The following is an 11,629-nucleotide window of genomic DNA, read 5'->3' on the forward strand; positions in this document are numbered from 1 at the left end:
CTTACCCGTCCGGGGTCGCGTGGGTGCTGGGCGCCGAAGGGTTCGGTGGCGGCGCCGATCTGGTGGTCGCCGGGGACGTGCCAGCGGGTGCCGGACTGTCCTCCTCTCATGCGTTGCAGTGCGCGACCGCGTTGGCCTTGCTCGGGTTGGCGGGGGTGGAACTCGACGAGTCGGGCGCACCGAGCCGCGCGACCATCGCCAAGTGGGTGCAGCGCTCCGAGAACGACTACGTCGGCGTCCCGACCGGTCTGCTCGACCAGACCGCGTCACTCTCATGCGTGCGCGACCACGTGCTGTTCCTCGATGTGCGCTCCGGGGAGATGGAGCAGGTTTCGTTCGACACCTCCTCTGCTGGGTTGGAAGTCCTGGTCATCGACACCAAGGCGAAGCACTCGAACAGCGACTCCGGTTACCGTGAGCGCCGCGCCGGCTGCGAGCGTGCGGCGTCGCTGCTGGGGATACTGGCGCTGCGTGACGTCACCGAGGACGGACTCGACGACGCACTCTCGTCCCTGCCCGACGAGCTGCGGCCGCTCGTCCGCCATGTCGTCACCGAGAACGCACGCGTCGTGCGAACGGTCGAGCACCTGCGTGCCGGCCGCATCGCCGACATCGGCGACCTGTTGACCGCGTCCCACACGAGCATGCGCGACGACTACCGCATCTCCTGCCTGGAACTGGATGTCGCGGTCGACACGGCGCTCGGGGCCGGAGCGCTGGGTGCCAGGATGACCGGCGGCGGCTTCGGCGGCTCGGCGATCGCACTCGTGGCCTCCGACGCCGTCTCCACGGTGGGCCAAGCGGTGCGGGCCGCGTTCGCCGCGCGTGGGCTCACGGCGCCGGGCCTGTTCACGGCGGTGCCCTCCCCCGGCGCCGGCCGGGACAACTGAGTTCCTCTCTCGACGAAACGGAGAACGTAGTGAAGCTGCTCGTGACGGGCGGTGCCGGGTATGTCGGAAGCGTGTGCGCGGCGCGTCTGGTGAAGGCCGGCCACGAGGTCGTGGTACTCGACGACCTGACCACGGGCCACGACGACGCCGTGCCCGACGGCTGCCGTTTCGTCCAGGCCGACCTCGCCGAGGTCGCTGACGAGCTGCTCGCCGAGGGCTTCGACGGCGTGCTCCACTTCGCGGCGAAGTCACTCGTCGCGGAGTCGATGCGCGATCCCAAGAAGTACTGGGACGGCAACGTGCTCACCTCTCTTCGTCTGCTCGAGGCCGTGCGCGCCAACGGCGTCCCACGGCTCGTGTTCTCGTCCACGGCGGCGGTGTACGGCGAGGCCGAGGCCATCCCGATCCAGGAGACCGCGCCGACGCGCCCCACCAACACCTACGGCGCGACCAAGCTCGCCATCGACCACGCCATCACCTCCTACGCGGTGGCGCACGGGCTCGCCGCCGTGAGCCTGCGGTACTTCAACGTCGCCGGCGCGTGGGGCGGCTACGGCGAGCGCCACTTGACCGAGACCCACCTCATCCCGCTGGTTCTGCAGGTAGCACTCGGCCAGCGCGAGGCGATCGACGTGTACGGCGAGGACTACCCGACCGCCGACGGCACGTGCGTCCGGGACTACATCCACGTGGCCGATCTGGCCGAGGCGCACCTGCTCGCGCTGGAGCACGCCACCCCCGGCACCCACAGCATCTACAACCTCGGCAGCGGCAGCGGTTTCTCGGTCCGCGAGGTCGTCGAGACCTGCCGGAAGGTCACCGGGCACCCCATCCCCGCCCAGGTCAAGGACCGCCGGGCAGGCGACCCGCCGGCACTGGTGGCGGCGAGCGATCGCGCCCGCGACGAACTCGGCTGGAAGCCGCAGTACCTGGACCTCGAGGTCATCGTCCGCGACGCCTGGGAGTTCACCCGGGGCCGATCCGGTCAGTAGCCGGCAGTAGGAACGCGTCCACTGTGGCGGGGCGCGGCACCGGTTCATCGACACAGATGCCCAGGGCCACGGCGGACTGCTGACTCAGCGGGCCTGGCGATATGCGCGGCGGCTCCAGACCGGGGACCGTCCTCGGTTGCCGGCGCGGACCCGGCCGCCGCATGTCCGGACCCACCGATCACAAGATCAGTGGGCGAGGGGGCGCCTGACACTTCCCACGGCGCCGGACCGTCGACGAGAGAGCGGCCGACCGGCACCGCACCACCAGCGGTCGCGGGCATCGGAGCCGTCCCACTGACCGGTGGGCGGACGTGGCCACCGGAAGCTCGTACCTTCGGTGCGGCGCTCCTCATCCAAGAAGCCGTGGACCGCCCGTGGGCCAGGGAGATCGTGGCCGTGATCGCGGGAGGACTTGCCGGCGGCGAGCCGGAGCCGTTCGCCGGCTCGGTGTCCGGCCTCCTGTGCGGGGGCCAGGTGGTGTGGCCCGGTTCTCCGATGGCTTCCGTGCCTTCCTCCTCCGAGGACGGCGGTTCCGGGGTCGTTGAGTCCGCCATCGGAGTCAGCAAGGGCTGTTCTGTGGTCGTGTCCCACGGCGGGTCGTCATCTTCCACGGCAGCAGGGTCCGCATCTTTCTCGTCGTTCTTCACGATGCTCGTCATGAGAAGGCTCCGCAGCTGGTCGGGCGGAATGCCCATCCGCAGGGCGAAATCCAGGAGGACTCCCGTGCTGTGCAGTGGATCCGCCTCCATGACGATGCTCAGCGCGAGCGCGGCCAGAACTCCAGAACCCCGCAGGTAGGCCGACATCGCCAGGAAGAAGGCCGGTTCCGCTCGTTCCGGAGCCGGCAGTGCGCGTACCAGTACGGTCCACAGACGTTCCGCTGGTTCTCGCTCGTCGGACAGAGCTATCGCCAAGCACTCGTCCTTGACCGGTATCTGCGACAGTGCGACTCCCAGCCGGGCCACCTGGTCGTCGGTCAGCGCCGGCGGGTCGTAGGAGGTCATCGCCAGGTCGAGCGCCATCCCCAGCAGTTCGAGGTCCGCGGCCCGGTCCGCCTCCAGGTAGACCTGTTCCGATGACGGCCGGTAGGCGTCGAGAAGCTTCCTCCTGATCGCCAACGTCTCTTCCGGGTCGGGTGCCAGGTGGGCCGCGACGGCCTCTCGGCTGGGATAGGTGGTGTCGCCCGCGACCGCGCACGCGGCGGCCAACGCCGACGACTGCGGATCCGGAACGATGCCGGTACACAGTGGATCGTCGTAGCACTGCCACTGCTCACCGTGGGCGACCTTGTCCACCCAGGACGCGTGGCTCAGCAGAATGCCCTTGTCCGACAACGCTTCTCGCAGCGAGGCGATGAGCTGCCCGTGATGTGCCGCGTCCTCGCCGATGGCGACGGCTATCACCGCCACCGCCTCGTTGAGGGCGACGGCGTTGGCCAACTCGGCCGCGACCAGCGGGAAGTGCTCGGATTTCGGCAGGTCCACGCGGATGGTGGTGGACAGCTTGAGTTCCGGACATCGGCGGAAGGTGAACAGCACCAGCGAGTCGGTCGGTGGGAAGCCGATGACGTAGGGAATGCCGGCGACCAGTTCGGACAGATCGCGTAGCCGGATGTGGGTGTGTGGGAGGGAAGTTGTCATGCCTCCACCATGCGCGTCGCGGCGGCGGTGTGGGGGCGAGAAAGCCGATCTGTGGACAACTGGGTCGGCTGTGGACAAGTACCCCTCGCGAAGTCAACGGACCCTGGAATTGTCGGTGGAATGGTGTATGGCACCCACTTCTCTGTCGGGCCGCCGAGCGAGTGGTGACTTTCGCGAATCTCGTATCCGATCCGAGCGGAAATTGTCGGCGTCCTCGTGCACCATGGCCTTGTGCGTGACTTCATCGAACGTCTTCCCAAGGTCGAGCTACACGTCCACCTGGTCGGCTCGGCCTCCGTCGACACTGTCCTGGAACTGGCGCGGCGCCACCCCGACCAGGAGGTCCCGACGGATCGCGAGCAGTTACGCGCCTTCTACGAGTTCACCGACTTCGCACACTTCATCGAGGTGTACGTCAAGGTCACCAGGCTAGTGACCACGGGCGCGGACATCACGGCGCTCGTCGTCGGGCTCGCCCGTGACCTCGCCACCAACCACGTGCGCTACGCGGAGGTCACGGTCACGCCGGTGCCACACCTCATGGTCGGTGTCGAGCCAGACGAACTGGCGGAAGCGCTCGTCACGGGTCGCCGCGTGGCACGAGAACAACACGGTGTCGAGCTGGCCTGGGTGTTCGACATCGCCGGTTCGCTCGGCTACGAGGCCGGTGTGCGGACCGCGGAGTGGGTGCTGCGGCACCGCCCGGAGGGCACGGTGGGGTTCGGCCTGGGCGGCAACGAGGTCGGGGTGCCGCGTGAGCGATACCGCGTACCGTTCGACATGGCACGCGACGGCGGCCTGCACCTCGTGCCCCATGCCGGCGAGACCACCGGACCGGAGACCATCTGGTCGGCGCTCGTCAACCTGCACGCCGAGCGCATCGGCCACGGCACCAGTGCGGTGCGGGATCCGAACCTGCTGGCGCACCTCGCGGGCGAGGGCATCCCCGTCGAGGTGTGCCCCAGCTCCAACATCCGCACGAGAGCCGTCGCCACACTCGGCGAACATCCGTTACCCCGCCTGCTCGACGCGGGCGTGCCGGTCACACTGGCCACGGACGATCCCGGCATGTTCCACACCGACCTCAACCGGGAGTACCTCCTCGTCCACGAGCATTTCGGGCTGAGCAGAGGGGACCTGGCCGAGTTAGCCAGGGCTGGCGTGCGCGCCGCGTTCTGCGACGCGGAGCGCGCGTCGGCCCTGCTGGCCGAGATCGACACGGCCGAGCGCGGCTGACCGGACGGCACGACGGCAACCGGCACGGTCATACGAGCCCGGCGAGCTTGCGGCGCTGGCCGGCACCGCTGACGTACTCGAGCTGACTGGCGATTGCCTGGTAGGCGGTCCCCGTTGACGGCGGCTTCAGGTGTGGCCGGTTCGTGGTTGCGGAGTAGGTCGCCGGGGACGCCACTGGCTCAGAAGTTGCCCAGCTCATACGCGCGTACGGCGGCTGACGGGCAGACTCGTGTCATGACAGACGACCCGTACCTCTGGCTCGAAGAGGTCACCGGCGAGACCGCCCTGGACTGGGTGCGGGAACGCAACGCCATGACCGCCGCGGAGCTCACCGGTGGCTCGCGGTTCACCGCGCTGCGTGACGAGATCCGGGAGGTTCTCGACGCCGACGACCGCATTCCGTACACCCGCCGCCGCGGCGAGTACCTGTACAACTTCTGGCAGGACGCGGCCAACCCGCGTGGGCTGTGGCGGCGTACGACGCTCGAGTCGTACCGCACCAGCAGCCCTGAGTGGGAGCTCGTGCTCGACGTCGACGCGCTTGCCAAGGCCGAGGGTGAAAGCTGGGTCTGGCAGGGTGCCGCGGTGCTGAAGCCGGGCTACCGGCTGGCGCTCGTCGAGCTGTCGCGCGGCGGTGCGGACGCGACCGTGGTGCGGGAGTTCGACCTCGAGACGAAGACCTTCGTCGAGGGTGGGTTCACGCTGCCGGAGGCCAAGAGTCGGGTGGGCTGGATCGACGAGGACCGGATCTACGTCGGCACGGACTTCGGGGAGGGTTCGCTCACCGCGTCCGGGTATCCGCGGATCGCCAAGGAGTGGCGGCGTGGCACCTCGCTGGACGACGCGGTCACGGTGTTCGAGGGCAAGCCCGACGACGTCTCGGCCGGCGCCTACCACGACCCGACCGAGGGGTTCGAGCGTGACTTCGTCTACCGAAACCCCGACTTCTACCGCACCGAGAAGTTCCTGCGCAAGCCCGGCGGCGAGCTGGTCAAGCTGGAGGTGCCGGAGGACTCCGACACCTCGGCGCACCGCGAGTGGCTGCTGATCAGCACGCGCTCGGCGTGGACGGTCGGTGACACGACCTACCCGTCCGGCGCGCTGCTCGCGGCACGGTTCGACGACTACCTCGCCGGCGCGCGGAACCTGACCGTCCTGTTCGAACCGGACGAGCACACCTCGCTCTCCTACCACGCCTGGACCCGCAACCACCTCATCGTGGCGTCGCTGCAGGACGTGAAGAGCCGCTTCGAGGTGCTCACGCCGGGTGACGGCTGGGCACGTACGCCGCTCGCCGGAGTGCCGGAGGTCGGGTCGGCCGACATCCTCGGCACGAACCCCGATGTCGACGACGAGTACTTCCTCAACGCCAGCGGCTACACCCAGCCGGCCACCCTGCAGCGCGGCGAGATCGGCGGCGACGTCGAGGTCCTGAAGCGGGCACCGGCGTTCTTCGACGCGGACGGGTTGTCGACGCGGCAGTACTTCGCGACCTCCGACGACGGCACGCGCATCCCCTACTTCGTCGTGGGAGAGGAGAACGACGGGCCCACGCTGATGACGGGGTACGGCGGGTTCGAGGTGTCGCTCACCCCCAGCTACAGCGGCACGACCGGGCGAAGCTGGCTGGCCCGCGGCGGGAAGTACGTGGTCGCCAACATCCGCGGTGGCGGTGAGTACGGGCCGGAGTGGCACCAGTCGGTGCAGAAGGAGCGGCGGCTGCGGGTGTACGAGGACTTCGCGGCGGTGGCCCGTGACCTCGTCGCACGCGGGATCACGACCCCTGAACGCCTCGGCATCCAGGGCGGGTCGAACGGCGGCCTGCTCATGGGCGTCATGCTCACCCGGTACCCGGAGCTGTTCGGCGCGATCGTGTGCCAGGTGCCGCTGCTCGACATGCGCCGCTACCACAAGCTGCTCGCCGGCGCGTCGTGGATGGCCGAGTACGGCGATCCCGACGAGCCGCAGGAATGGGCTTACCTCAGCGAGTACTCGCCGTACCAGAACGTCGCCGCCGACCGGCCGTACCCGCCGACGTTCATCCTGACGTCCACTCGGGACGACCGGGTGCACCCGGGGCACGCGCGCAAGATGATGGCGCGGCTGACAGAACTGGGCTACGACGTGCGGTACTACGAGAACATCGAGGGCGGCCACGGCGCCGCGGCCGACAACGAGCAATTGGCCTTCAAGTGGGCCCTGGTGTTCGAGTTCCTCTGGCAGCGCCTGAATTAGGTGTACTGAGCCGACGGATCAGGGACGCGGCTGGCCGGTGGGAGACAGTCGTGGCGTTTGCGGTGCCCGGCAGGCTCGGGGATCACGACGGTGATGCCACGGGCCTGCGGACGCCGTCGGCTCGCTCATGACGAGCAGGTCTCGGTCACGTCCTTTTCGCGCTGGTGTCGGTGAAGGCCGCCGGTTCGGGTTGCGGGCCGCCGCGAGTTTCTAGGTGAGCGACCGCCATGCCAGGCCCGGCAGGTGCGCGCGTAGCCACGCCAGGTCGACGTCCTCGCCCGCGAAGTACCGGCGGCAGGCCTCGTGCGCCGGGCCGAGCAGCACGAACTCCGTGGTCAGCGTCGACCAGGCGGGAAGGTCGTCGGCGAACCGGGACAGCTCGGCGAGCAACGGTCGCCTCAGCGCATCCTTCGCCGCCACCACCTCCGCACGGGTCTCCCCCGCCAGTTCGGCCGCCATTGCCTGGTACATGAACCGCGCGTCGTCCTGGTTCTCCCGCACCCATTCGAGGTGGCCGTCGACCAGCGCGTGCACGGCCTCCTCGGCCGTCGCGGCGGCGGCGACGCGGGCCGTCAGGTGGGCCACCGACCGCTCGAACGTCCTGGTCAGCAGCGCGACGACGATGCCGGGCAGACCACCGAACAGGTGATACACGCTCGACGGGCTCGCCCCCGCCGCCTTGCGGATGTCCTCGATGCCCGTGGCCAGCACGCCACGTTCGACGAAGCACCGCAGGGCGGCGTCCAGCACCGCCTCCCGCCGCTGCCGACCGTCCTCGCGCACACCCGAACCTAACAGTTGGAAGATTCTTCCAACTAAGGTACAACTGGTGCCATGGACCTGCGGTTCGAGGATCGGGTTGCCCTGGTTACCGGCGGTTCGCGGGGCATCGGCCGTGCCACCGCGCTGCTGCTCGCCCGCGAGGGCGCGCGCGTGGCGGTGACCTACCGCTCGCGGGCCGAGGACGCGGCGGCCGTGGTGGCCGAGGCCGGCGACCAGGCGATGGCAGTGCCGCTCGACCTCGCCGACGCGGCGTCGATCCGGGCGGCCGTCGACGCCGTGCTGGCACGGTGGGGCCGCGTCGACCTGCTGGTCGGCAACGCGCTCGCCACGGTCGGACTGACGTTGTGGCCGCCGACGCCCTTCGAGGAGCAGCCCGCCGCCGAGTTCTTCCGGGCCAACCTCGACGGTCCCTACGCGGTCGCCCAGGCGGTGGTGCCGGCGATGCGAGTGCAGGGGTTCGGCCGGATCGTGCTGATCTCGGGCACGAGCGGGGCCGACGGCCTGCCGTTCGGGGCCGCGCTGTCCACCGCCAAGGCCGCGCTGCACGGCCTCACCCGCACGCTCGCCAAGGAGTTGGGACCGGTCGGTGTGCTGGTGAACGCGGTGCTGCCGGGCACCACGCTCACCGAGCACATCGCGGCGCTGTTGCCCGCCGAGGCCCGTGCCACGCGTGAGCGGGCGTCGCCGATCCGCCGGCTGCTCGGGCCCGAGGAGGTCGCGCCGATGATCGCGTTCCTCGGCTCACCGGCGAACACGGGTGTGACGGGCGAGTTGGTGCGGGTCAGCGGCGGGCTGTAAGACTGCGGCATGCGTGTGATCCGCACGGAGACCGAGATCGAGGCGCCGCCGGCCGCGGTGTGGGCTGTACTGACGGACTTCGCCGACTATCCCACGTGGAACCCGTACATCGTCGACGCGGAGGGCACGCTGGCCGTCGGTGAGATCCTGACGCTGCGGATGGTGTCCGACGGGAAGGCGCAGACCTTCACGCCGGAAGTGCTTGCCGTGCACGAGAACGCGGAGCTGCGGTGGCTCGGCGCGTTGCGCTGGTCGTGGCTGTTCAGTGCCGAGCACCGGTTCGCGCTGTCGCCGGTCGGGGACGGCACCCGGCTGGTGCAGAGCGAGGTGTTCCGGGGCGCGCTGGTTCCGTTGCTACGCGCGATGATCGACCGGACGGAGCGAGATCTCCGTGCGCTCAACGCGGCGTTGAAGGAGCGGGTGGAGTCGAGTTGAGGAAGGCCACGGTCTCGTCGTCGGCCGGTAGGTACGTCTCGATCGCGACCTCGGCCAGGGCCACGTCGAAGGCGGTGCCGAAGGTCGTGATGGTGTTGACGAACGTGAGTTCGGCGCCGCGGTAGGTGAGTTCGATGGGGAGGGCGATGTCGGTCGGCTCCGGCGGGTCGCCTGGTTGGCCGTGGGCCAGCAACTCCTCGTGCAGCGCGTGCAGCTCCGGGTCACCGGTACGGGCCGCCTGGCGGGCGAGGCGAGGCAGGAGGAACGCGCGGACCTGCGGGAGGTTGCGCAGGCGGGGCGCGAACCCGTCCGGGTGGAGGCCGAGCCGCATCATGTTGACCGGTGGTTCGAGCAGCGCGGGTGCGACGCCGTCCAGGAAGATCTCGACGGCCCTGTTGGCCTGGACGAGGCGCCACCGGTGGTCGACGACCAGGGCGGGATGCGGCTCGTGCGCCCGCAGCACCCGGTCGAGCATCGCCTGCGTGACAAGGGGTTCCTCGCGGTAGACGGGTGCGTAGCCGGCGGCGACGAGCAGGGTGTTGCGGTCGCGGAGCGGGACGTCGAGGTGCTCGGCGAGGTGGAGCACCATCGCGCGACTGGGCGCCGTCCGTCCTGTTTCGACGAAGCTGAGGTGCCGGGTGGACACGCCTGCCTGGCTGGCCAGCTCGAGCTGGCGGCAGTGGTCGACATCTGGCGGTTCGAAGACGGTTTGATCGCCGAGCACTGGGACGTGCGGCAACCGGTGCCCGAACCTTCAGCCGTGCCGAACGGGATGTTCTAGCCGGGGGTCGGGGGTGAGTGGGCCTCGCGATCCACTCACCCCCGAGTGGCGTCAGCTGCAGCCGGACGTCGAGCCGCAGCCCTCGCAGACGTAGCACGAGCCCGCTGGGCGCATCTTGGTGCCACAGGTCATGCACAGGGGGGCGTCGGCGGCTTTGCCCAGGTGGAGTTCCAGCAGTTCGGTCGAGCTGTGGGCCTCCTTGAGATCCGGCTTGGACGCCTCGATCTCCGGCGTCGGGCTCGCGTCGACGGTGCTGCGCATGCCCTCGATGTCGACGTCGCCGGACGGGGTGTAGTCGTTGTTCAGCTGGGCGGCGCGCTCGGTCGCGGTGAAGATGCCCAGCTGGGCGCGCTTCTCGTACGGCAGGTAGTCCAGCGCCAGCCTGCGGAACAGGTAGTCGAGCACGCTCGTCGCGATGCGGACGTCCGGGTCGTCGGTCATGCCGGCCGGCTCGAAGCGGAGGTTCTGGAACTTCGAGACGTAGAACTCCAGCGGGATGCCGTACTGCAGGCCGACCGAGATGGACATCGAGAATGCGTCCATCACACCGGCCAGCGTCGAGCCCTGCTTGCCCAGCTTGACGAAGATCTCGCCGAGGCCGTCGTCCGGGTAGGAGCCGGCGTGCAGGTAGCCCTCGGCGCCGCCGACGGTGAAGGACACCGTCTGGGACGGGCGCTTCTTCGGCAGGCGCTTGCGGACCGGGCGGTACTCGATGACCTTCTCCGGCTCCGCCTTGCCGTCGTTCTTGCCCTTGCCCGCGGACAGCGGCTGGCCGACCTTGCAGTTGTCCCGGTAGATGGCGAGTGCCTTGAGGCCCAGCTTCCAGCCCTGGAAGTAGATCTCCTCGACGTCCTCGACGGTGGCCGCCTCCGGCATGTTCACCGTCTTGGAGATGGCGCCCGAGATGAACGGCTGGACGGCCGCCATCATGCGGACGTGGCCCATCGGGGCGATCGAGCGCTCGCCCATGGCGCAGTCGAACACCTCGTAGTGCTCGCGGCGCAGGCCCGGCGCGTCGAGGACGTGGCCGTGCTCGGCGATGTACTCGACGATCGCCTCGATCTGCTCGTCCTGGTAGCCCAGCGCCTTCAGCGCGCGGGGCACGGTCTGGTTGACGATCTGCATCGAGCCGCCGCCGACCAGCTTCTTGAACTTCACGAGCGCCAGGTCGGGCTCGATGCCGGTGGTGTCGCAGTCCATCATCAGGCCGATGGTGCCGGTCGGGGCCAGCACCGACGCCTGGGCGTTGCGCCAGCCGTTCGCGGCGCCGATCATCAGGCCGCGCTGCCACTCCTGCGTCGCGAGCCGCTGCACGGTCGCGTCGTTGTTGTGGTACGTGCGGATCAGGTCGTTGGCCGCCGCGTGCTTGCGCATGACCTTCTGGTGCGACTCGGCGTTGCGGGCGTAGCCCTCGTACGGGCCGACCACACCGGCGAGCTCGGCGGAACGGCGGTAGGCGGTGCCGGTCATCAGCGAGGAGATGCTGGCGGCGAGCGCGCGGCCGCCCTCGGAGTCGTACGCGTGGCCGGTGGCCATCAGCATCGCGCCGAGGTTGGCGTAGCCGATGCCCAGCTGGCGGAACTTGCGGGTGGTGTCGGCGATCGGCTCGGTCGGGAAGTCCGCGAAGCAGATCGAGATGTCCATCGCGGTGATGACCAGCTCGACCGACCTGGCGAACAGGCCGGCGTCGAACGTGCCGTCCTCGCGCAGGAACTTCATCAGGTTCAGCGACGCGAGGTTGCAGCTGGAGTTGTCCAGGTGCATGTACTCGCTGCACGGGTTCGACGCGGTGATCCGGCCCGACTCGGGACAGGTGTGCCAGTCGTTGATCGTGCCGTC

11 protein-coding genes are annotated in these 11,629 nt (G+C 69.5%); 7 read left to right on the top strand and 4 right to left on the bottom strand.

What is annotated here, in order from left to right; translation table 11 throughout:
• Together ACJ73U_RS09915 and galE are read left to right on the top strand one after the other, a co-directional pair.
• Window positions 1-890 (top strand): galactokinase (locus ACJ73U_RS09915; protein WP_407777258.1); only part of this gene is annotated, 890 nt, incomplete at its 5' end.
• Between the two features lie 29 nt (window positions 891-919).
• On the top strand, window positions 920-1,882 hold the full coding sequence (gene galE, locus ACJ73U_RS09920) for a UDP-glucose 4-epimerase GalE (protein WP_407777259.1): 963 nt from the start codon (window positions 920-922) through the stop codon (window positions 1,880-1,882).
• A gap of 44 nt (window positions 1,883-1,926) precedes the next feature.
• Here galE and ACJ73U_RS09925 read toward each other — a convergent pair whose 3' ends face one another.
• Window positions 1,927-3,522 carry a DUF4192 family protein gene (locus tag ACJ73U_RS09925; RefSeq protein ID WP_407777260.1) on the bottom strand — a complete coding sequence of 532 codons (1,596 nt, stop codon included), beginning with the start codon at window positions 3,520-3,522 and terminating at the stop codon, window positions 1,927-1,929.
• 231 nt (window positions 3,523-3,753) lie between these two features.
• Between ACJ73U_RS09925 and add the strand changes: the two genes are divergently transcribed.
• Together add and ACJ73U_RS09935 are read left to right on the top strand one after the other, a co-directional pair.
• Complete coding sequence (add, locus tag ACJ73U_RS09930) at window positions 3,754-4,758, top strand: adenosine deaminase (protein ID WP_407777261.1); 1,005 nt, start codon at window positions 3,754-3,756, stop codon at window positions 4,756-4,758.
• Between the two features lie 234 nt (window positions 4,759-4,992).
• Entirely contained in the window at window positions 4,993-6,993 is a 2,001-nt protein-coding gene (locus ACJ73U_RS09935) for a prolyl oligopeptidase family serine peptidase (protein WP_407777262.1), read from the top strand.
• Window positions 6,994-7,203: 210 nt separating this feature from the next.
• Here ACJ73U_RS09935 and ACJ73U_RS09940 read toward each other — a convergent pair whose 3' ends face one another.
• Window positions 7,204-7,776, bottom strand: a complete 573-nt coding sequence (locus tag ACJ73U_RS09940; RefSeq protein WP_407777263.1) for a TetR/AcrR family transcriptional regulator — start codon at window positions 7,774-7,776, stop codon at window positions 7,204-7,206.
• A 51-nt stretch (window positions 7,777-7,827) separates the two neighbouring features.
• On the opposite strand from ACJ73U_RS09940, the gene ACJ73U_RS09945 reads away from it, so the two are divergent.
• Window positions 7,828-8,574 (top strand): SDR family NAD(P)-dependent oxidoreductase, encoded by a 747-nt coding sequence (locus ACJ73U_RS09945; protein ID WP_407777264.1) that lies wholly within the window; start codon window positions 7,828-7,830, stop codon window positions 8,572-8,574.
• A 9-nt stretch (window positions 8,575-8,583) separates the two neighbouring features.
• Complete coding sequence (locus ACJ73U_RS09950) at window positions 8,584-9,009, top strand: SRPBCC family protein (protein ID WP_407777265.1); 426 nt, start codon at window positions 8,584-8,586, stop codon at window positions 9,007-9,009.
• On the opposite strand, the gene ACJ73U_RS09955 is transcribed toward ACJ73U_RS09950, so the two are convergent.
• Complete coding sequence (locus tag ACJ73U_RS09955) at window positions 8,972-9,673, bottom strand: helix-turn-helix domain-containing protein (RefSeq protein WP_407777267.1); 702 nt, start codon at window positions 9,671-9,673, stop codon at window positions 8,972-8,974. The genes ACJ73U_RS09950 and ACJ73U_RS09955 overlap by 38 nt on opposite strands.
• On the opposite strand from ACJ73U_RS09955, the gene ACJ73U_RS09960 reads away from it, so the two are divergent.
• On the top strand, window positions 9,575-9,790 hold the full coding sequence (locus ACJ73U_RS09960; protein WP_407777268.1) for a hypothetical protein: 216 nt from the start codon (window positions 9,575-9,577) through the stop codon (window positions 9,788-9,790). The genes ACJ73U_RS09955 and ACJ73U_RS09960 overlap by 99 nt on opposite strands.
• A gap of 51 nt (window positions 9,791-9,841) precedes the next feature.
• On the opposite strand, the gene ACJ73U_RS09965 is transcribed toward ACJ73U_RS09960, so the two are convergent.
• Window positions 9,842-11,629 (bottom strand): vitamin B12-dependent ribonucleotide reductase (locus tag ACJ73U_RS09965; protein ID WP_407777266.1); only part of this gene is annotated, 1,788 nt, incomplete at its 5' end.

The organism is Actinophytocola sp. (assembly GCF_045807065.1).
Taxonomy (GTDB): Bacteria; Actinomycetota; Actinomycetes; order Mycobacteriales; family Pseudonocardiaceae; genus Actinophytocola.

Excerpts from the sequence above, each read along its gene's own strand:
- ACJ73U_RS09925 (WP_407777260.1), bottom strand. The coding sequence starts at position 3,522 with ATGACAACTTCCCTCCCACACACCCACATCCGGCTACGCGATCTGTCC.
- ACJ73U_RS09935 (WP_407777262.1), top strand. The coding sequence starts at position 4,993 with ATGACAGACGACCCGTACCTCTGGCTCGAAGAGGTCACCGGCGAGACC.
- ACJ73U_RS09945 (WP_407777264.1), top strand. The coding sequence starts at position 7,828 with ATGGACCTGCGGTTCGAGGATCGGGTTGCCCTGGTTACCGGCGGTTCG.
- ACJ73U_RS09950 (WP_407777265.1), top strand. The coding sequence starts at position 8,584 with ATGCGTGTGATCCGCACGGAGACCGAGATCGAGGCGCCGCCGGCCGCG.